Consider the following 19,827-nt stretch of genomic DNA (forward strand, 5'->3'; position numbering starts at 1 on the left):
CGCCTAGCGTGCCGCCATGGACACGACGGCCGACACGACCGGCACCCTCGACGAGGCCCTCCAGCGCCTGCACGCCTCGGGCCCCGAACGGCTCGGCCGGCTCACCAATCACGCGCCGATGGCCGTCGAGGCGCTCGCCGCGCACGGCCGGGCCGACGCGGTCCACCGCTGGCTAGACCTGTACGCGCCGAAGCTGGAGGAGTACCCGGGCGCGGTCGAGCCAATCACCGCCGCCAACCGGCGCGAGGCCCTCGGCGATCCGCGCCGGGCGGCGGACTGGATCGCGTACTTCGGCAGGGAGCTCGACGGACGGCCGTGGCGCGAGGTCCTCGCCGCGTGGTGGCCGCTCCTGCTGCCCGGCCTGTACGGCGGCTCCACGCACCCGGTGATCCGCGTGGGCCACGCGGTCCGCACGCTCCTGGCGGGTGAGGCGACCGCTCCCCGCGTCGCCGAACTCGCCCACGGCCTGGGCTACTGGGCCGCCCGCCACCGCCCCGTCCCCGGGGTCGCGCTCCTGCCCGTGGACGCCCGGACGGCGACCGCAGCCCTGGACGCCGTCGAGCCGATCCCGGACCGGGACAGCGGCGGCTTCCCCGCCCGGCTGGAGCGGGTCACGGCCCTGCCCGCGTGGGCGGCCGGCGTGCGCGACCCCGACGAGGCGCGCCGCGAGCTGACGGAGCTGGTGCGCGCGGCCACCCACCGGTACGCCACGCACGGCCACGGCGAGGCGACGATGCTGGTGCACGCCTCGACCGCGCCCAACGCGGTGCTGCGCGCCCTGCCCGCCCTGCCCCGCACCCTGTGGGCGCCGAGCCTGCACGCGGCCTGGACGGCTTCGGCCGCCGTGACCTCGATGTACGCCCCGGACGCCCCGGTCGCGTACACCGCTCCCGGCGCCTTCGCCCCCGAGGAGGTCTTCGAGCGGGCCCTGGCGCACGGCGACGAGCACGTGATCAAGTTCGCCGACACGGCGCTGGACGTGGGCGACGGGCGGGCCCTGGCGGCGGCCCTGCGCGCGATCGAGATCAGCGAGCCGCCGGCGGCGTAAGGGGCGCTTCAGCCGAACTGCACCGACCGCTTGGCGAGCCCCATCCAGAACCCGTCGATCACACTGCGCTGCCCGCCGAGGTCCCCGGCGGCCTCCGCGGCTCCCAGCGTCACGAACAGCGGCGCGAAGTGTTCCGTCCGCGGATGGGCCAGCTCGCCCGCCGGGGACTTGTGCCGGAAGTCGAGCAGTGCGTCCACGTCGCCCGCGTCGAGCGCCTCGTGCCCCCACGCGTCGAACTCCGCCGACCACGACGGCGTACCGCCCTGGCGCAGTGCCGCGAGGTTGTGCGTGAAGAAGCCGCTGCCGACGATCAGCACGCCCTCGTCCCGCAGCGGCGCCAGCTTGCGGCCGATGTCCATCAGCCGGGCGGGGTCGAGGGTCGGCAGGGAGATCTGGAGAACGGGGATGTCCGCGTCGGGGTACATCTCGACGAGCGGGACGTACGCTCCGTGGTCGAGCCCGCGGTCCTGGACGTCCTGTACCGGCGTGCCCGCCCCGCGCAGCAGTTTCCGTACGGAATCGGCGAGTCGGGGGGCGCCCGGTGCGGCGTACGTGACCTGGTAGTAGTGCTCGGGGAAGCCCCAGAAGTCGTAGACCAGCGGCACCGTTTCCGTCGCACCGAGCGCGAGCGGGGCCTCTTCCCAGTGGGCGGAAACCATGAGGATGGCCTTGGGGCGCGGCAGCCCGGCCGACCAGGCGCGGAGCTGGCCGGGCCAGAGCGCGTCGTCGGCCAGCGGTGGTGCGCCGTGGCTGAGGTACAGGGCGGGCATGCGCTCCTGGGTCGCGGTCATGACGGCACCTCCGGGTACGTGCGGGGAACGGATCAACGAATCGGCGAATCAGCGGTTTACTTTAACTCTCAAGCTTCTATCTGGGGACGACCCTACTCCCGCTTTGTTTAAGATTCAAGGAAGGGCTGCGTACAGTGGAGTACATGGACACGGCACCCACTTCTCCCCCCGACGGGGAACCGCGCTGGCTCGACGACGAGGAACAGCGCACCTGGCTCGCGTATCTGCAGGCCACCACGCTCCTGGAAGACCACCTCGACCGCCAGTTGCAGCGCGACGCCGGCATGCCGCACATCTACTACGGCCTCCTGGTCCAGCTCTCCGTCGCCCCGCGGCGGCGCATGCGCATGACGGAGCTGGCCAGAAACACCAAGATCACCCGGTCCCGCCTCTCGCACGCCGTCGCGCGCCTGGAGAAGAACGGCTGGGTGCGCCGCGAGGACTGCCCCTCCGACAAGCGCGGCCAGTTCGCGATCCTCACCGGCGCCGGGTACGAGGTGCTCCGGCGGACCGCGCCCGGCCATGTCACCGCCGTGCGCCAGGCCCTCTTCGACCGGCTCACCCCGGAACAGCAGAAGTCCCTCGGCGAGATCATGGTGATCGTCGCCGAGGGACTTCAGCCGAAGGAGGCGGGGGCGGACCTGCCCTGGCTCCGCTAGGCCCCCTTCAGGGTGTGCGGGGTGCCCGGGGTCAGTGCGCGACCACCGGGATCCGCACCTCGTCCGCCACGCCCTCGCCGTCGCCGGACGCGGCCGGAGCCCCGCTCTGGGCGCCGGTGTTGATGAGGGCGAAGGCGATCGCGGCGGCGGCGGCCAGGATGCCGACGGCCCACCAGATCGCGCTGGTGTACCCCTCGACCATGGCCTGCGCCTGGACCAGCTTCTGGGCCGCGGGAGTCGTCGCACCCGCCGCGTGGTCCGCGATGTACGCGGTCGTGGCGGAGGCGGCGATGGTGTTCAGGAGCGCGGTGCCGATGGCGCCGCCGACCTGCTGCGAGGTGTTGACCATCGCGGAGGCGACACCGGAGTCACGCGGCTCGACGCCGTGCGTGGCCAGCGACATGGCGGGCATGAACGCCGTACCCATGCCGAGACCGAGCAGCAGCTGCGCGGGCAGGATCAGACCGGCGTACGAAGTACCGATCTCCAACTGTGTCAGGAGCAGCATGCCGATGGCCGCGACCACGAAGCCGGGACCCATGAGCAGCCGCGGCGCGACGCGGGTCATCAGACGGGCACCGATCTGCGTGGAGCCCGTGATCATGCCGACGATCATCGGCAGGAACGCGAAGCCGGTCTTGACCGGCGAGAAGCCCTTGACGATCTGGAGGTAGTACGTGAGGAAGAGGAACAGGCCGAACATCGCGATGATCGCGAGGCCGAGCGAGAGGTAGACGCCACCGCGGTTGCGCTCGGTCAGGACGCGCAGCGGGAGCAGCGGCGACTTGACCTTGGCCTCGACGAGGACGAACGCGGCGAGCAGGACGGCGGAGCCGACGAACATGCCGATCGTCAGGGAGTCCGACCAGCCAGCCGACTCGGCGCGCGTGAAGCCGTAGACCAGGGAGACCAGTCCGAGGGTGGACAGGACCACGCCCGGGATGTCGAGCGGCGAGCGGTTGCGGGAACCGGCCGGCTCACGGATGACGAAGTAGGCGCCGATCGCGGCGACGGCGGCGAAGGGGATGTTCACGAAGAACGTCCAGCGCCAATTCAGGTACTCGGTGAGGAAGCCGCCGAGGATCAGGCCCACGGCGCCACCGCCACCGGCGATCGCCCCGTAGATGCCGAACGCCTTGGCGCGCTCCTTGGCGTCGGTGAACATCACGGCCAGCAGCGAGAGGGCGGCGGGCGCGAGCAGCGCGCCGAACACGCCCTGAAGCGCGCGGGCGCCCAGCATCATGGCCTCGCCGGTCGCGGCGCCGCCGAGCGCGGAGGCCGCGGCGAAACCGATCAGGCCGGTCACGAAGGTGCGCTTGCGGCCCCAGAGGTCGGCTATGCGGCCGCCGAAGAGGAGCAGACCGCCGAAGGCCAGGGCGTAGGCCGTGATGACCCACTGGCGGTTACCGTCCGAGATGCCCAGGTCCTGCTGGGCGGAGGGCAGCGCGATGTTCACGATGGTCGCGTCGAGGACGACCATCAGCTGCGCGAGCGCGATGAAGATCAGCGCTTTCCAGCGCCTGGGATCTGTTTCTGACATGGGAGTAGCCACCTAGCGGTACGTGTGGTGAAAAGTGACGTGAAATCGTAAAAACGTGAAAAGACGCGTGGCGGGCACGGCCGAGGCGCGTGCCGCGTACGGCGAAGTCGGTCGGGGTCAGGCGGGGTTCAGAAGAGTCGGGCCGGAGTCCGGCGGGACTCAGGACTGACGGAGGTCCTCCAAAGTCGCCGCCTCACCGGGCAGCTCGGAGCGGGCCGGCGCCATCAGGCCGTCCAGGAACAGTTGCAGATGGCGGTGGACGAAGCGGTCCATGTTCGGGCACGCGGTGCCGGGCAGCGGCCTGGTGAGCTGGGAGAGGGCGACCATCAGGTCCCCGACGGCGATGTCGGTGCGCAGCTGCCCGGCCGCGCGCGCCCTGTGCATGAGCCCGTCGGTGACGGCTTCGAGCCGCTCACGGGCGTCGACCAGATCCGGATGATCGGGGTCGAAGGCCGCCTGGAGCATCGGGCACAGGGCGCCGATCCGCTCGTCGGCGGAAGCGTGCACGAACCGGCGCAGGGCGTCGAAGGCGACGCCCGGGTCGGCGTCGGCGGCCGCGATGGCCGCCTCGGCGTGGGCCGTGACGCGGTCGGTGACCAGCAGGACGACCTCGTTGACCAGTTCGGACCGGTCGGAGAAGTGCCGGTAGACCGTGGCGTTGCCGACGCCGGCCCGGCGCGCGACCTCGTCGAGCGGCACGTCGGCGCCGTACTCGACGAACATCTCGCGTGCGGCGGCGACGATCCGCTCCCGGTTGCGCAGGGCGTCGGCCCGCGGGCGGGGCGTGCGGCGCCGTGCAGCGGTGGCGGTCTCCACGACGGCTCTCCTCAAAGCTGGTGGCGGGGTTCCGGACGGGTCCGGAGCCTCGGGTGGGCGATGCGGGGAGTGATTCCCCGTTTCGCTCGGACACAGGTCTAAACGGGGAGACAGTCCCCGGATATTTCCCGTCCCCGGACTTTCTTTCTGTGACCCGCGTCACACCTAACTGGAAAAGAAACCCACGATCGGTCGCACCCAGCGAGCGCCCGCGCACCCACCGGCACAGGGTGAGCGAAAGGGTGCAGCCAGGACCGGCGGCTGCCGCAAGGGGAAGGCCCACGCATGCAGCAGCCGACCTGGCGGCAGATACGCGGAGCGCGACGTGGCGCGGCACTGGCCACGTGCGCCGCCCTTGCCCTCACGGTCACCACATCGGCGAGCACCGGCCGTCTGATGGAGGAGTCCCCCACGGCGGCGGGCTCCGTGTCCCTGGCCCGCGCGACGACGCTCAGCCCTTGCATGATCAACGGCGCGATGGGCGTCCAGATGTCGGAGGGCATGCCCACGCCCGTCGGCTACTCCCGCTCCACGGGCACCGTCCGGGCCCTGAACCTCATGGTCGACTTCTCCGACGCCCCCGGCGAGGGCACGGCACTCGACCGGCTCGCGGAGTTCTTCCCGCAGACGTCCGACTGGTTCCGCACCAGCTCCTACGGACGGCTCGACTACCGCCCCGAGTCGCCGATCACCGACTGGCTGCGGATGCCCAAGAGCTTCAAGCAGTACGGGATAGAACGCGGCGCCCCCTTCGACCCCGGCTACCGCGAGCTGGTCCAGGACATCGTGGCGGCGGCCGACCCGGACGTGGACTTCCGGGAGTACGACCTGGTGAACATCCTCGTCACACCGAACGCGGGGCCTTCCGCGCTCGACACGGTCCTGTCGGTGACCTTCGCGGGCAACACCGAGGCGCCCGTCGCGGACGGCGTCCCGGTCTCCAACGCGTCCTTCGTCTACAGCAGGCAGGACGACGGCTCGGGCAGCTACCGCGAGACCGGCTTCCGCGTGCTCCCCCACGAGAACGGCCACGTCTTCGGCCTGCCCGACCTGTACACGCAGGAGGGCGGCGGCGCGGTCGGCCACTGGGACATCATGAGCGAGGACTGGGGGGCCAACAACGACCTGCTGGCCTGGCACAAGTGGAAGCTGGGCTGGCTCGGCGACGACCAGGTCAGCTGCGCGTCGAACTCCGGTACCACCGAGCACACGCTGAGCCCGCTGCCCACGGAGGGCGGCACCAAGCTCGCCTTCGTGCCGCTGGGCACCCGGTCCGGTTACGCCGTCGAGGTGCGCACCCGCGGCGGGAACGACGAGGCGGTCTGCAAGCCGGGCGTGCTCGTCTACCGGGTGGACGCGGACGTCGACACGGGACAGGGCCCGGTCACCGTCTCCGACTCCACGAAGGACAGCGGCGGCTGCACACGCCAGCCGAACGTCCACGCGGAACTCTCCGACGCGACCTACGAGCCCGGCCAGACGTTCACGGACAAGCGGACGGGCGTGCGCATCACGGTGACGGACATCGACGCCGAGGGCCGCTACCGGGTGCACGTCACGCGCCCGTGAGCCCACGGCTCAGGCGCCGTTGAGCTTGGCGGCCGAGCCGGCGCCCGGCACGGTCTGCTGCACCTGGCGCAGGAAGGCCGCGTTGTCCGGGGTCTTGCGCAGGCGTTCGATGATCGCCTCCAGGTTGCTCTGCGGGTCCCTGCCGTGCAGGGCGCGCCGCAAGCCGCGCACGGCCGTCAACTCGTCGGCGGGCACCAGGAGTTCGTCGCGGCGGGTGCCGGAAGGGGTGACGTCGACGGCGGGGAAGACCCGCCGCTCGGCCATCCCGCGGTCCAGGCGCAGCTCCATGTTGCCGGTGCCCTTGAGCTCCTCGAAGTAGTAGTCGTCGGCGCGCGAACCGGTCTCCACGAGCACGGTGGCGAGCATGGTCAGGGACCCGCCCTCCTCCGCGAGCCGGGCCGCGCCGAAGAGGCGCTTGGGGCCCTGGATGGCGGCGGCGTCGACACCTCCGGAGAGGGTGCGGCCACCGCTGGAGGCCGCGTTGTTGTAAGCGCGGCAGAGCCGGGTGAGGGAGTCGAAGAGCATGACGACGTCCTTGCCCTCCTCGGTGAGCCGCTTGGCGCGCTCGACGGCGAGTTCGGCCAGGGCGATGTGCTGCTTGGCGGGCCGGTCGAAGGTCGAGGCGAGCACTTCGCCCCGTACCGAACGCTTCATGTCCGTGACCTCTTCGGGGCGTTCGTCGAGCAGGACCACCATGAGGTGCGCCTCGGGGTGGTTGGCGCTCACGGCCGCGGCGATCTGCTGGAGCAGGACGGTCTTGCCGGTGCGGGGCGGCGCGACGATGAGGCCGCGCTGGCCCTTGCCGACGGGGGCGACCAGGTCGATGAGCCGGGTCGCGACACTGCCGCCGCCCCCGCCCGGCGTCTCCAGACGGAGCCGCTCGCGGGGGTGCAGCGGGGTGAGGTCGCCGAACCGGGCGCGCCCGCGCAGGGCTTCGGCGGAGTGGCCGTTGACCCGGTGGACGTCGGTGAGGGCGCGGGTTTTGCCTGAGACGCCTTCGACCAGGTCACCGGCGCGCAGGCCGAGCCGGCGGATGAGCGCGGAGGGGACCTGCACGTCGTTCGGGGTGGGCAGGCAGTCGCCGGTGCGCAGATGGCCGTTGGCGTTGTGGCTCACGTCGAGGATGCCGGAGACGGCGACGACGGGGTTCTCGGTGCCGGAGGTGGTGGTCCCGGTGGCGGACCGGGCCGTGGCCCGGTCCGCGGTCCGGGTGGTGGCCTGGGTGGTGGTCTTGTCGCGGGTGATGGTTGCGGTACTCATGATGGGGTCCTTTCGCGAGCATGCGAATGAAGGGGCCCGGCGGGACGGTGTGTTCACGTCCCGTACGTCGGGCGGAGTGAAGAAGTGCAGCGCAAGGGCTTCGGAGACATCCGGAAAGCCGGACGGCGAAGCTTCGGAAGCTGCGGGGGCCTCGACGAGGCGGAAGAAGAGAAGATCGGCACCGGCGCCGCGAGAAGGCGGCGTACACACGTGCTGTCCGCACCGTAGCACAGCTTTCCGGCGGCCCGTCGTGACGTGGGTCACCCTGATCGTACCCGGACGGGCGCACCCATCCACATGAAGCGCCCCGCGGTTATGTGGGCCGCACACATGGGAACCCCGTACGGCGCACCCTTACGTTTCCGGCCATGACGAGCCCCACTCCGCGCGGTGTCGCCCCCGCCGTCCCCTCCGCAGGACCCGACCTCACCGGACGCACCGCCCTGGTCACCGGCGGCGCGAGCGGCATCGGCCGGGCCTGCGCCGTGGCCCTGGCCGGCGCCGGTGCCTTCGTCCACGTCGTGGACCGGCACGCCGACGCGGCCAAGGACGTGGCCGACGAGATCGACGGCGAGGCGCACGCCGTTGACCTCGCCGATCCCGCCGCGCTCGACGCCCTGCCCGCCCGCGTCGACGTCCTCGTCAACAGCGCCGGGCTCCAACACGTGGCCGCCATCGAGGAGTTCCCCCCGGAGCGGTTCGACCTGATCCAGCGCGTCATGGTCACCGCGCCGTTCCTCCTGCTGCGCCGGACCCTGCCCCACATGTACGCCGCCGGGTGGGGCCGCGTCGTGAACATCTCCAGCGTGCACGGGCTGCGCGCCAGCCCCTTCAAGTCCGCGTACGTCGCCGCCAAGCACGCCCTGGAGGGCCTGAGCAAGGTCACCGCCCTGGAGGGCGCGGAGCACGGCGTCACCAGCAACTGCCTCTGCCCCGGCTACACCCGCACGCCCCTCGTCGAGGACCAGATCAGCGCGCAGGCCGCCGCCCACGGCATCGCCCCCGAGCAGGTCATCAGCGACGTACTGCTGCGGCGTTCCGCGGCCAAGCGGCTGATCGAGCCCGAGGAGGTCGCCGCCGCCGCGCTCTGGCTCTGCGGTCCGCACACCGGCTTCATGACCGGCGCCTCGCTCCCCCTGGACGGCGGCTGGACCGCCGCCTGACCCCCGCTCCCCCGCCGACCGGCCCCAGTTCCCGTCGCGACACGTCCCCGCAGCGACACGGCCGCACCGAGAACGTCCCCCGTCGCGACACATCCCCACCGAGAAACGTCCCCATCGAGAAACGGATCACGCCATGGCAGCCGCAACGCCGCGTGCCCAGGGCAAGACCCCGGGCACGCCAGGTATCGCCCGCATCATCAGCGCCAGCCTCATCGGCACCACCATCGAGTGGTACGACTTCTTCCTCTACGGCTCCGCCGCCGCCCTCGTCTTCAACACCCTCTTCTTCCCGGACAGCGACCCGCTGGTGGGCACCCTCCTCTCCTTCCTCACCTACGCGGTCGGCTTCGCGGCCCGCCCGCTGGGCGGCGTCGTCTTCGGCCACTTCGGCGACAAGATCGGCCGCAAGAAGCTGCTCGTGCTCAGCCTGATGATGATGGGCGGCGCCACCTTCGCGATGGGCCTGCTGCCCACCCACGCGACCCTCGGCGTCGGCGCCCCGATCCTGCTCACGGTGCTGCGTCTGATCCAGGGCTTCGCGCTCGGCGGCGAGTGGGGCGGCGCCGTCCTGATCGTCTCCGAGCACGGCGACGACAAGAACCGCGGCTTCTGGGCCTCCTGGCCGCAGGCCGGCGCCCCCGGCGGCAACCTCCTGGCCACCGGTGTCCTCGCGCTCCTTGCCGCCGTCCAGTCCGACGAGGCGTTCCTCGCCTGGGGCTGGCGCATCCCCTTCCTGCTCTCCGGGGTGCTCGTGATCATCGGCCTGTGGATACGGGTCTCGGTCTCGGAGTCCCCGCTCTTCCTGGAGGCGCAGGCCCGCGCGGAGGCCGAGGCCGCCGCGGCCGGTGCGGCCGCCGTCAAGCAGGACGCCCCCGTCGTCGAGGTCTTCCGGCACAACTGGCGCGGCGTCCTGACCGCCATCGGCACCCGGCTCGGCGAGAACGTCTCGTACTACATCCTCACGGCCTTCGTCCTCGTCTACGTCACCGTGCACCTGGAACTGCCCAAGAGCACCGCCCTGAACGCCGTACTCATCGGCTCCGCCGTGCACTTCGTGACGATCCCGCTGTGGGGCGCCCTCTCCGACCGCATCGGCCGCAGGCCCGTCACCCTCATCGGCTCCATCGGCATGGCGATGTGGGCGTTCGCGTTCTTCGCGCTCGTCGACAGCGAGTCCTTCGCCGTGATCACCCTTGCGGTCACCGTCGGGCTGCTCTTCCACGGGGCGATGTACGGGCCGCAGGCCGCGTTCATCTCGGAGATGTTCGACACGAAGGTCCGCTACTCCGGGGCCTCGATGGGCTCGCAGCTCGCGTCCATCATCGGCGGCGCCCTCGCGCCGATCATCGCCGTGGAGCTCCTCAAGGACTTCGGGTCCGCGACGCCGGTGGCCCTCTACGTCTGCGTGACGGTGGTGATCACGACACTGACCGTGCTCGTGGCCAAGGAGACCCGGGGCCGCTCCCTCGCCGAAAAGGGGCCGTCGGCCGAGGGTGCGACCACCGCGGCCTCGGCGACAATCGGAACCTGAACCCCACCAGCACCACGCGCACGGCACCACGCGCACCCCGCTCCCGGAGGCGACCGTCGTATGGCCCACGACTCCATCTCCCCAGACGCCGCCCACCGGGAGCAGGCGTGCACCGGCCACCGGGAGCAGGCCTGCACCGCCCTGCGCGAGCTGCTCGACCTGCTGGCCCAGGACGCACCGGCCGAGCAGTTCGCCCGGCCGGCCGCCGCGGCCCGCGCGGCCGGGGCGAGCGGGGCCGAACTCACCGCCATCGACGAGGCCACGCAGACCGCCCTGCGCGTGCGCAGCACCCTGAACCAGCACCAGCGCAGGGAGGCCGAACTCACCGCCCTGTTCGACACGGCGGGCGACCTCGCGGCGCTGCGCGACCTGGACGCGGTGCTGCGCGCCATCGTGCACCGGGCCAAACTGCTGCTGCGTACGGACGTCGCCTACCTCTCCCTGAACGACCCGGAGGCGGGCGACACCTACATGCGCGTGACGGACGGCTCGGTCTCCGCCGCGTTCCAGAACGTGCGCCTGGGCATGGGCGAGGGACTCGGCGGCCTGGTCGCGCAGACCGCCCGCCCGTACGCCACCGTCGACTACGAGATCGACACCCGGTTCAAGCACACCCACTCCATCGACAGCGCCGTCCTGGAGGAGGGCCTGCACGCCATCCTCGGCGTGCCGCTGCGGCAGGGCACCCACGTCATCGGCGTCCTGTACGCCGCCGACCGCACCCCGCGCGCCTTCACCCCCGACGAGGGCGCGCTGCTGTCCTCCCTCGCCGACCACGCGGCGATCGCCATCGACAGCGCCCGCCGGATGGAGGAGACCCGGGCCGCGCTCGTCGACCTGAACGCGGCCTCGCAGACCATCCGCGCGCACAGCGAGGCCATGGTCCGGGCCGAGGACGCCCACGACCGCCTGACCGATCTCGTGCTGCGCGGCGGCGACTTCACCGAGGTCGCCACCGCCATCGGCGCCCTGCTGCGCGGCGGCACCCTCATCCACGACGCCGACGGCACCGAACTCGCCCGCGTCGACGCCGACCCGCGCACGCCCCCGGCCAGGGCCGTCGCCGCCTCGCGCGCCAGCGGCCGGGCGGTCCCCCTGGACGGGACGTGGGTGTGCGCGGTCCTCGCGGGACCCGAGCTCCTGGGCAGCATCGCCCTCACCGGCCGCGCCGACCTGGGCGAGGCCGACCGGCGCCTCTTCGAACGCGCCGGGGTCGTCACGGCGCTGCTCCTGCTGCTGCGCCGCTCGGCCGCCGAGGCGGAGGACCGCGTACGCGGCGAACTCCTCGGCGACCTGCTCTCCCTCTCCGGCACCCCGGGCCGCCTCACCGCGCGGGCCCGCCGCCTGGAGGTCGATCTGGCGCTCCCCCACTCGGTGTTCGTCGCGCACGGCGACACCGCGGCCCGCCAGCTCCTGCTCTCCTCGGCCGCGCGCGCCGCCCGCACCCGCCACGGCCTGTCCGGCCTGCACCACGACCACGTGGTCCTGGTGCTCCCGGCCGACGACACCGGCGCCGCGGCCCGCGCGCTCGCCGCCGAACTCACCCAGGCCGCCGGGGCCCCGGTCACGGTGGGCGCGGCGGGCCCCGCGACCGGCCCCGAGGCCCTCTCCCGGGCCCACGCCGAAGCCCTGCGCTGTCTGTCCGCCCTGCGCGCGCTCGGCCACACGGGGCGGGGCGCGGACCTGCCCGACCTGGGCTTCCTCGGCGTACTGCTCGGCGAGGACACGAACCTCGACTCGTACGTACGCCGCACGCTGGGACCGGTCCTCGACTACGACACCAAGCGCGGCACCGAACTGGTCCACACCCTGCGGGCCTACTTCGCCTGCGGGATGAGCCAGTCCAAGGCGAAGGAGTCCCTGCACGTCCACGTGAACACCGTGGTCCAACGCCTGGACCGCATCGGCCACTTGCTCGGTCCCGACTGGCAGTCCCCGGAACGCTCCCTGGAGATCCAGCTGGCGCTGCGCCTGCACGCCTACACGGGGGCGGCCTGATCCCGTGCGGCTTCCGCGTCCTTGGCGGGGGCGGCGGACGGCACGAGGAAGGTGGCGATCAGCCCGAGGACGACGAATCCGGCGGCGACATAGCCGCCGAGGGCGACCCCGTCGGTCATCGCCGCGCGTGCCGCGTCGGCGACGGACGCGGTCTCGGGCCGCTCGGCGAGGGGCCGGATGGCGGCCCCCGCGCTGTCGGTGACGGCCCCGGTGAGCCGGTCGGCCTGCCCGCCCGGCAGCCCGGCATCGACAAGGCGGTCGCGCAGGTTCGTGCTGAGGGTGGTGAAGTAGACGGTCGTCAGGGCGGCGATCCCGAGCGCGGAGCCGAGTTGGCGGAAGGCGCTCTGGATGCCGGAGCCCTGCCCCGCGCTCTCGGGCGGCACCTCGGCGAGCACCACGTTGGTGACCTGGGCCGTGGCGAAGCCGACGCCGATCCCGTACACGAAGAGCATCAGCGCGACGGCCCACCAGGAGCTGTCCGGGGCGGCGATGAGGCCGACCCCGGCCAGTCCCACGGCTTCCAGGGCGAGGCCGATGCGCACCTGCCCGAGCGCGGGAACCCGGGCGGCCAGCGGAAAGCTGACACCGGTCGCGACGAAGCTGCCGACGGCGATGGGCACCAGCGCGAGCCCGGCTTCCAGGGCGCTGTAGCCGAGGGTGAACTGAAGCCAGAGCGGGAGCACCGCGACGATGCCGAACTCGCCGAGGCCGATGATCAGCGTCGCGATGTTGCCGTTGCGGAAGGAGGCGATCGAGAACAGCCGGACGTCCATCAGGACCCGTGCGGAGTCTCCGCCCCGGCTGAGCGCGGTCTGCCGCCGGACGAACGCGGCCAGCGTGACGGCGGAGAGCACGAGGGCGACCAGGACGGGCGAGGGCCCGCTCCCCCAGCGGATCCCGAGCACTTCCAGCGGCTCGATGACGACGAACCAGCCGTACGTACGCCCTTCGACGAGCCCGAAGGCGAGCAGCCCGAGCCCGACGACGGAGAGCACCGCACCGGCCACGTCCACCCGGCCCTTGGTCCGGGGCGAGGGAGCCATGTAGAGCAGCACGCCGACGGCGACCAGGACGGACAGCGGCACGTTGATGCCGAACGCCCAGCGCCACGAGACGTGTTCGGCGAGCCAGCCGCCGAGCAGCGGGCCCAGCGCGGCGGCGGCGCCGATGGTCGAGCCCCAGACGGCGAAGGCCTGGCCGCGCGCCTTGCCGGTGAACGTCGCGTTCAGCAGGGAGAGCGAGGTCGGCAGGATCATCGCCGCGCCCGCGCCCTGGAGAAAGCGGGCCAGGATCAGCAGCCCGCTGCCGGGCGCGAGCCCGGCGAGCACGCTCGTGACGGCGAAGATCACGACGCCCGCGACGAAGATCCGGCGGGCGCCGAAGATGTCCGCCAGGCGCCCGGTCAGCAGGAGCAGCGCCGCGAAGACGATCGCGTACGACTCCTGGATCCACTGCGCCTGGCCGGAGCTGGCGTCGAGGTCCTGGATGACCGACGGGACGATCACGTTGACGATCGTGGTGTCCACCACGACCAGGGCGACGCCGAGAGCGATGGCGAGGAGACCTAGCCAGCGGCGGACGGAGGGCCGGTCATGCATTCCAAGTACCTCCATGGTGAAATAATTACACGGCAAAGTAATTCCATGGTGAAGGTAATTTGGGATCGCTCGGGTTGTCAAAGCGGGCCGGGAGGGCGGGATCGGCAAGACGGGCGCGATGAAGCGGGACCGGTGAAGCGGGGCCGGTAAGTTGTCACGGCACGCGCGTACGGGCGGGCAGGGCAGGCAGTGCGGGCAGGGCGAGCAGGGAGAGAGGGCGGCAGGGTGGCGACGCAGGACCAGGCACCTGGCGAGGTCGCGGCGCGAGACCGGGCGGCCGGGGAGGCCGCGGCGCAGGACCTCACACCGGGCGACGTCGCGGCGCAGGACCGGGCGGCCGGGGAGGTCGCGGCGCAGGATCAGGCGGCCGGGGAGGTCGCGGCGCGGGACCCGGACCCCGCACCAGCCGAGATCGCGGCGCAGCGTGAGCGTCTGATGGAAGGGCTCAGGGGGTACGGCGAGCGCTACAAGGAGCTCGGACGCCGGTTCTCCCTCTGGCTCGGCCTGCACTCCACGGACGCGGAGGCCCTCCTGGAGATCGTCGCCGCCGAGGAACGCGGCACCCCGCTCTCCCCGGCCCGCCTCAGCGAACGCATCCAGCTCTCCTCGGGCGCCACGACCGCACTCCTGAACCGCCTCGAAGGCGCGGACCACATCGTGCGCACCCGCGAGCACACCGACCGCCGCGTGGTCACCCTGCACAGCCGCCCGCACATCCGCGAGCGCGCGGACGAGTTCTTCGCGCCGCTCGCCGTCCGCATGGACGCGAGGATGGCCACGTACCCGCCCGAACTCCTCTCGCGCTTCGAGGAGTTGCTGGCCGATCTGCGGACGGCGATGGACGAGGACCTCGCGGAGCGGGACTGACCGGGCCTGGCGTGACTACAGGGCCTGACCGTGACTACCGGGCCTGACCGTGACTACTGGGCCTGATCGAGCCTGACCGCACCTGATCAGGCGGTTCCGGCTGGCCCGGCAACCATTCCTGCCCCTGGTGGCGACTGCTGTGCGCGGCGCAGACGCACGCACACCCACCATCACCAGGGCGGTTGAGGCCATGAAAGCGATCAGGGACGAGCACCGGGCGCGGGCACGGGCACGGCACCGCAGACGGCGGACAGGACTGAGGTTCGGCCTTCCGGTGGCGTCGGCGGCCGCGGCGGGACTCGCGTACGGCTCGGTCTTCGGAGTTTTCGGAGTCTTCGGGGAGGGCGCGCAGGCGCGGGCTTCGGCGGCTGAGGGCACGGCGGGCACGGCGGTTTCGGCAGCTCACGGCAGGGCGGCCTCGACAGCGCAAGGCACGGCGGCTTCGGCAGCTCGCGGCACGGCGGCTTCGGCGGGTTCGACCGCCGCCGCGGCCACCGCCCTCACCGTGGCGAAGGACGGCAGCGGCCGGTTCCGTACGGTCCAGGCCGCGGTCGACGCCGTGCCCGCGAACAATCCGTCGCGGGTCGTCGTCTCCATCGCGCCGGGCACGTACCGCGAGACGGTCAGGATCCCGTCGAACAAGCCGCACGTCACCCTCCAGGGCACGGGCGGCAGCCGCAAGGACACGGTCCTCGTGTACGACAACGCGGCCGGTACGCCCAAGCCGGACGGCTCGGGGACCTACGGCACCTCGGGCAGCGCCACCGTCGCCGCGGAGGCGGACGACTTCCAGGCCCGCAACCTCACCATCGCGAACGACTTCGACGAGAAGGCGCACCAGGATCTCTCCGGACACCAGGCGGTGGCCCTGCGCACGGCCGCCGACAAGATGTTCCTCGACGGCGTGATCGTCGAGGGCGACCAGGACACGCTGCTCCTGGACACGGCCGCCAAGGACAGGCTGGGCCGGGTGTACGTCAGGAACTCGTACGTCGTGGGCAACACCGACTTCATCTTCGGCCGGGCGACGGCCGTGGTGGACCGCTCGGTGATCACCCTCAAGAAGCGCTGGGACGGCACCTCGCAGGGCTATGTCACCGCCCCGAGCACCGCGCCCGACCGCAAGGGCTTCCTGATCACCGACAGCACGATCAGCGGTGACGTCTCCGCGCGCAGCTTCCACCTGGGCCGCAACTGGCACGCGGGCGGCGACGCGAACCTGGACCCGCAGGCGACGGTGCGTGACTCCACCCTCGGCGCGGCGATCAGGACGACTCCGTGGACGGACATGGGCGGCTTCTCCTGGAAGGACGACCGTTTCGCCGAGTACCGGAACTCGGGCGCGGGCGCGGGTCCCGCCGGCAGCGACCGCCCGCACCTGACGGACGCGCAGGCCGCGGGGCAGGAGACCGCGGACTGGCTGGGCAACTGGACGCCGGGTTCCTGAGGGCCACCACCGGAGGACGGCCGCCACCCCAAGTCCCCCAGCCCCCAGTCCCCCCGAGTCCCCCCGGCTGCCACTCCGGGGGCACTCAGAGGGTCACCTGAACGGACGCCCCGCCTCGCCGCAGGGCCCCGGGGACGATCCCCTGGGAACAGCGCGCCCGAGCGCGGCGCGGCCGTGCGGCGAGGGGGCCGCCGTGACGGAGGAGCGCCCCATGGACCCGAGCCGGCAGGACCGCCCTGGCGACCGGCGAGGTCACGGCGACCACCCGGGCGACCAGCGAGGTCACGGCGATCGCTCGGGCCACCGACCAGGCCACGGCGTCAGTTTCTCGCCCACCCGCCCCGCGTCGCACGCCCGCAAGGTGACCGCGCTCCTGCTCGGCACCCTCGTCTGGATCGCGGCGGGCGCCCTGGCGGTGGTCCTGCTGGGCCACAGCTACATCCTGCGCCACCTGCTGCTCGCCGTACTGATCTCGTGGATCGTCTTCGGCGCCGTGCTGGCCTGCTGCGTCGCGATGCGCCACCGGGAGGAGCGCCGTGAGCTTCCTTGACGTCCTGCTCGCCTTCCTCGCGTTCTACCCGGTGGTGACGGGCGCCGCGTGGATGGTGGGCGGGGTCCTCTTCCGGGTGCTCGAGGAGCGCGCGGACCTCACCGAACCGCCGGGCGGCTGGCCCGGGGTGACCATCCTGGTCCCGGCCTACAACGAGGAACAGGTCATCGCCCGCTGCGTCGAGGCGCTGAGGCGCGTGGACTATCCCGAGCTGGAGATCCTCGTCCTCAACGACGGCTCCCGGGACGCCACGGTGGCCGCGGCCCGCGCGGCGGCGAGCGGCGACCCCCGTGTCCACGTCATCGACGACGGCGTGAACGTCGGCAAGGCCGACCGCCTCAACGACGGCATGCGCCGCGCCCGCCACGACCTGGTCCTGGTCACGGACGCGGACACGCACCTGCACGCCGACGCCGTGCGGTACCTCGTCGCCCGGATCGAGCGCTCCCCGCGCTACGCGGCCGTCGCGGGCAGCCCGCGCGTCACCAACCGGCGCGAGGTGATCACCGTGATGCAGATGCTGGAGTCGGCGTCGCTGATCGGCCTCATGCGCCGCACGCACGCCCTGGCCGGCCGGGTCGGCACGGTGGCGGGCGTCCTCGGCCTCTTCCGCCGCGACGCCGTGCTCGCCGTGGGCGGCTACGACCCGAGGATGGCCACCGAGGACATCGAACTGACCTGGCGCCTCCTCGAAGCCGGCCACCTGACGGGCTTCGAACCCCACGCCCTGGTGGGCATGCAGGTCCCGGAGAACGTACGGGGGATCTGGGCCCAGCGCACCCGCTGGGCGCGAGGCCAGGGCGAGGTCCTGCGCACCCACGCCCGCACGGTCTTCCGCCCCCGCCACTGGGCCCTGTGGCCGATCGCCCTGGAGGCCCTGCTCTCGTACGTCTGGGTGCTCACCATGCTCGTCGCCACCGTGTGGGGCGTCGTCCACTGGATCACCCACCCCGGCGACGCCAAGTTCCGCTGGATGATCGCCTGGGGCGTGGGCATCGCGGTGGTCGCGGTGCTCCAGATCGCCGTGGCCGTCGTCGTGGAACGCCGCCTGGACCCCAAACTCCTGTACGCCTGCCTGCTCCTGCCGATCTACCCCCTGGCCTACTGGACGATCAACGCTCTGGCAGCCATCACGACCCAGACGAAGGGCCTCCTCCAAGGCCCCCGCACCAGAAGAGTCATCTGGGACCTACCCCGAAGCTCCACGTGACCCCCGACGGCCACATCCCACCGCACCCGGGTCATCCGCTAGTCTGTGCTGGGCCGCTCACAGCAGCAGCCCAGGACCTTGCACCACGTACAAGGCCCGCCTTCGTAGCTCAGGGGATAGAGCACCGCTCTCCTAAAGCGGGTGTCGCAGGTTCGAATCCTGCCGGGGGCACCAGCCGAAAGGCCCCGGACCGATCATGGTCCGGGGCCTTTTGCCATGCCGTCGATGCAGGCCGCCATACGCCGGCGGCGCGCCCCTCGTTGTCTACGGGGTGGGGGCGTCGTCTGGGTTTTGGGGTGGGGGTGGGGTGGGGTCTTGGGGGTCTGTTGCGTAGGGGTGGACGTAGCGGTCTTTGTTGAAGGGGGTGAACCAGTTGGTGATGTTCATGGGGGTGACGCCCAGGGCCTCGCCCAGTTCGCTCTCGTCGATGCCGTCCATCGCGTCGTCGTAGAGCCACTCGTGGTCCATGTCCTCGTAGACGAGTTCGGCGAAGGACTCCAGCGCCGACGAGACGTCCTCGTCCAGGAGGCCGAACGTGTCGAGCGTGACCTCGGCCTCGTGCAGCAGCAGCCGCAGCGCCAGTTCCTCCGCCACGCAGCTCAGCCGCAGGAAACTTCCGTCCGTCAGCCGCGTGGTCAGGGCGATCGCCGTCACCAGGAACCGCCGGGCGAAACGCGCGTCGTACTGCAAGGCGTACCGCGGCGGCAGCTCGTCCAGGAGCCACAGGGGGCCCTCGGCCTCGGCGACGTTCGTGCTCTCCCGGTCCAGCGCGTGCGTGTCCTGGAACAGTTCGTCCAGGAGGACGTCCGTCCCCCAGATCAGCGCCCCCGCCGCCAGCTCCGCCGACTCGGACGCCGCTCCCCTCGCGCCGCCCTCGCCCTCGCCTCCCTCACCGCCCTCGACGTCCTCGCCTCCTTCGACGCCCGCGAAGCCCGCGCCGCCCGCGCCGAACGCCGTCAGTCTCGGGGCCATCGTGCGGATCTTGGCGCGGATCGCGTCCGCCTCCGCCGTCGTACCCGTCGCGTCGTCCGTGGAGGCCGCCCCCGCCGCCAGGCCCATCAGGCGCGCGCGTCGGGACTCGACGTCGTTCGGTGGCGCGTCCGGGCCGTCCGCCGCGTCCAGGCTCTCCTTCGCCAGGTCCGGATGCAGCTCCACCTGGCATCGTGCGACGGTCCAGTCCTCCAGCAGATCCGTACGCTCCAAGAGGTCCTCCACCAGTTCCTGGACCGCCTCCTCGGCGAACTCCAGCGCCGGAGCGTCCACGAAGACCTTCAGCAGCGCACCGCCGGGATACACGCCCACAAACGTGTCGAGGAGTTTGATCTCCATCCCGTCGGGTCCCGCGATCTCCTCCACGGTCTCGAAGCCGTTCTCGAGAAGCGCCGCGGCGCCGACCCGCTGCAGCTCATCCAGCTCCGCGGTTCCACCGGCTATCCGGATGTCCACACTCACTGCGTACGTCACAGGACACAGCCTCGCAGGCCGCGCCGCCGATTGCGCACGCAATGCGGACTTCCCGGGCGGCCCGGTACCGATCACCGCGCCGCCGCGCCCCGCCCCGGCACCCCTGCGTCCTCCTGGGGCCTTCGTGGTTTCAACTTGTGTTGATCGCCCCGCCTCGGGAACCCGTCCCCAAGAGCGGTGGCTTCGGGCCGAGAACACCGGCAACGGTGGGGCACGCCGTCGCCGCTCCCGTACTCCCATGAGGTCGGCGCACTCCCGCGTCGCCGACCCTCATGGTTGAGGCGGGCCGGCCGCGGCCATGGGGAGCCGCCGCGGC

Annotated in this window: 15 protein-coding genes, 1 tRNA gene and 1 pseudogene; 11 read left to right on the plus strand and 6 right to left on the minus strand. The window is 72.1% G+C overall.

Going from position 1 to position 19,827, the window contains the following annotated elements; genetic code table 11:
• The first annotated feature begins 16 nt into the window (after nt 1–16).
• On the plus strand, nt 17–1,048 hold the full coding sequence (locus QBL25_RS18925) for a questin oxidase family protein (RefSeq protein WP_409058218.1): 1,032 nt from the start codon (nt 17–19) through the stop codon (nt 1,046–1,048).
• A gap of 8 nt (nt 1,049–1,056) precedes the next feature.
• Here the strand turns inward: QBL25_RS18925 and QBL25_RS18930 are convergent, their stop codons facing one another.
• Complete coding sequence (locus QBL25_RS18930; RefSeq protein ID WP_409058219.1) at nt 1,057–1,839, minus strand: dioxygenase; 783 nt, start codon at nt 1,837–1,839, stop codon at nt 1,057–1,059.
• A gap of 143 nt (nt 1,840–1,982) precedes the next feature.
• Here QBL25_RS18930 and QBL25_RS18935 point away from each other — a divergent pair, with 143 nt between their 5' ends.
• Nucleotides 1,983–2,498 carry a MarR family winged helix-turn-helix transcriptional regulator gene (locus QBL25_RS18935; protein ID WP_409058220.1) on the plus strand — a complete coding sequence of 172 codons (516 nt, stop codon included), beginning with the start codon at nt 1,983–1,985 and terminating at the stop codon, nt 2,496–2,498.
• Between the two features lie 31 nt (nt 2,499–2,529).
• On the opposite strand, the gene QBL25_RS18940 is transcribed toward QBL25_RS18935, so the two are convergent.
• Both QBL25_RS18940 and QBL25_RS18945 read right to left on the minus strand, forming a co-directional pair.
• Complete coding sequence (locus QBL25_RS18940; RefSeq protein ID WP_409058221.1) at nt 2,530–4,038, minus strand: MFS transporter; 1,509 nt, start codon at nt 4,036–4,038, stop codon at nt 2,530–2,532.
• A 159-nt stretch (nt 4,039–4,197) separates the two neighbouring features.
• Entirely contained in the window at nt 4,198–4,854 is a 657-nt protein-coding gene (locus QBL25_RS18945) for a TetR/AcrR family transcriptional regulator (RefSeq protein WP_409058222.1), read from the minus strand.
• A gap of 285 nt (nt 4,855–5,139) precedes the next feature.
• On the opposite strand from QBL25_RS18945, the gene QBL25_RS18950 reads away from it, so the two are divergent.
• A complete protein-coding gene (locus QBL25_RS18950) occupies nt 5,140–6,423 on the plus strand; it encodes a M6 family metalloprotease domain-containing protein (protein ID WP_409058223.1) in 1,284 nt (427 codons plus the stop codon).
• 9 nt (nt 6,424–6,432) lie between these two features.
• Here QBL25_RS18950 and rho read toward each other — a convergent pair whose 3' ends face one another.
• Nucleotides 6,433–7,683 (minus strand): transcription termination factor Rho, encoded by a 1,251-nt coding sequence (gene rho, locus QBL25_RS18955; RefSeq protein WP_409058224.1) that lies wholly within the window; start codon nt 7,681–7,683, stop codon nt 6,433–6,435.
• 368 nt (nt 7,684–8,051) lie between these two features.
• On the opposite strand from rho, the gene QBL25_RS18960 reads away from it, so the two are divergent.
• From QBL25_RS18960 to QBL25_RS18970, 3 genes are all read left to right on the plus strand, one after another.
• Nucleotides 8,052–8,846, plus strand: a complete 795-nt coding sequence (locus tag QBL25_RS18960) for a 3-hydroxybutyrate dehydrogenase (protein WP_409058225.1) — start codon at nt 8,052–8,054, stop codon at nt 8,844–8,846.
• Between the two features lie 133 nt (nt 8,847–8,979).
• On the plus strand, nt 8,980–10,377 hold the full coding sequence (locus QBL25_RS18965) for an MFS transporter (protein ID WP_409058226.1): 1,398 nt from the start codon (nt 8,980–8,982) through the stop codon (nt 10,375–10,377).
• A 60-nt stretch (nt 10,378–10,437) separates the two neighbouring features.
• Nucleotides 10,438–12,375 carry a helix-turn-helix domain-containing protein gene (locus QBL25_RS18970; protein ID WP_409058227.1) on the plus strand — a complete coding sequence of 646 codons (1,938 nt, stop codon included), beginning with the start codon at nt 10,438–10,440 and terminating at the stop codon, nt 12,373–12,375.
• Here the strand turns inward: QBL25_RS18970 and QBL25_RS18975 are convergent.
• Nucleotides 12,357–13,988, minus strand: coding sequence for a DHA2 family efflux MFS transporter permease subunit (locus tag QBL25_RS18975; protein WP_409058228.1), 1,632 nt, complete (start codon nt 13,986–13,988; stop codon nt 12,357–12,359). The genes QBL25_RS18970 and QBL25_RS18975 overlap by 19 nt on opposite strands.
• A 420-nt stretch (nt 13,989–14,408) precedes the next feature.
• On the opposite strand from QBL25_RS18975, the gene QBL25_RS18980 reads away from it, so the two are divergent.
• The 5 genes and pseudogenes from QBL25_RS18980 (at nt 14,409) to QBL25_RS19000 (ending at nt 18,221) form a co-directional block, all read left to right on the plus strand.
• Nucleotides 14,409–14,840, plus strand: a complete 432-nt coding sequence (locus QBL25_RS18980; protein ID WP_409062703.1) for a MarR family winged helix-turn-helix transcriptional regulator — start codon at nt 14,409–14,411, stop codon at nt 14,838–14,840.
• A 475-nt stretch (nt 14,841–15,315) separates the two neighbouring features.
• A pseudogene (locus tag QBL25_RS18985) lies at nt 15,316–16,287 on the plus strand (pectinesterase family protein); the annotation flags it as partial.
• A 211-nt stretch (nt 16,288–16,498) separates the two neighbouring features.
• Nucleotides 16,499–16,837 carry a hypothetical protein gene (locus tag QBL25_RS18990; RefSeq protein ID WP_409058229.1) on the plus strand — a complete coding sequence of 113 codons (339 nt, stop codon included), beginning with the start codon at nt 16,499–16,501 and terminating at the stop codon, nt 16,835–16,837.
• On the plus strand, nt 16,824–18,047 hold the full coding sequence (locus QBL25_RS18995; RefSeq protein ID WP_409058230.1) for a glycosyltransferase family 2 protein: 1,224 nt from the start codon (nt 16,824–16,826) through the stop codon (nt 18,045–18,047). The genes QBL25_RS18990 and QBL25_RS18995 overlap by 14 nt, the downstream gene beginning before the upstream one ends.
• A 98-nt stretch (nt 18,048–18,145) precedes the next feature.
• A tRNA-Arg gene (locus tag QBL25_RS19000) sits at nt 18,146–18,221 on the plus strand.
• A 90-nt stretch (nt 18,222–18,311) separates the two neighbouring features.
• On the opposite strand, the gene QBL25_RS19005 is transcribed toward QBL25_RS19000, so the two are convergent.
• Entirely contained in the window at nt 18,312–19,511 is a 1,200-nt protein-coding gene (locus QBL25_RS19005) for a hypothetical protein (RefSeq protein ID WP_409058231.1), read from the minus strand.
• Nucleotides 19,512–19,827 lie beyond the last annotated feature (316 nt).

The sequence above is a fragment of the Streptomyces sp. SYP-A7185 genome, from assembly GCF_046103685.1.
Taxonomy (GTDB): domain Bacteria; phylum Actinomycetota; class Actinomycetes; order Streptomycetales; family Streptomycetaceae; genus Streptomyces.

What these genes read in the sequence shown, in the direction of transcription:
- rho (WP_409058224.1), bottom strand. Translation starts at nt 7,683, where the DNA reads ATGAGTACCGCAACCATCACCCGCGACAAGACCACCACCCAGGCCACC.
- QBL25_RS18940 (WP_409058221.1), bottom strand. Translation starts at nt 4,038, where the DNA reads ATGTCAGAAACAGATCCCAGGCGCTGGAAAGCGCTGATCTTCATCGCG.
- QBL25_RS18975 (WP_409058228.1), bottom strand. Translation starts at nt 13,988, where the DNA reads ATGGAGGTACTTGGAATGCATGACCGGCCCTCCGTCCGCCGCTGGCTA.
- QBL25_RS18930 (WP_409058219.1), bottom strand. Translation starts at nt 1,839, where the DNA reads ATGACCGCGACCCAGGAGCGCATGCCCGCCCTGTACCTCAGCCACGGC.
- QBL25_RS18980 (WP_409062703.1), top strand. Translation starts at nt 14,409, where the DNA reads ATGGAAGGGCTCAGGGGGTACGGCGAGCGCTACAAGGAGCTCGGACGC.
- QBL25_RS18960 (WP_409058225.1), top strand. Translation starts at nt 8,052, where the DNA reads ATGACGAGCCCCACTCCGCGCGGTGTCGCCCCCGCCGTCCCCTCCGCA.
- QBL25_RS18990 (WP_409058229.1), top strand. Translation starts at nt 16,499, where the DNA reads ATGGACCCGAGCCGGCAGGACCGCCCTGGCGACCGGCGAGGTCACGGC.
- QBL25_RS18970 (WP_409058227.1), top strand. Translation starts at nt 10,438, where the DNA reads ATGGCCCACGACTCCATCTCCCCAGACGCCGCCCACCGGGAGCAGGCG.
- QBL25_RS18965 (WP_409058226.1), top strand. Translation starts at nt 8,980, where the DNA reads ATGGCAGCCGCAACGCCGCGTGCCCAGGGCAAGACCCCGGGCACGCCA.
- QBL25_RS18925 (WP_409058218.1), top strand. Translation starts at nt 17, where the DNA reads ATGGACACGACGGCCGACACGACCGGCACCCTCGACGAGGCCCTCCAG.
- QBL25_RS18950 (WP_409058223.1), top strand. Translation starts at nt 5,140, where the DNA reads ATGCAGCAGCCGACCTGGCGGCAGATACGCGGAGCGCGACGTGGCGCG.
- QBL25_RS18935 (WP_409058220.1), top strand. Translation starts at nt 1,983, where the DNA reads ATGGACACGGCACCCACTTCTCCCCCCGACGGGGAACCGCGCTGGCTC.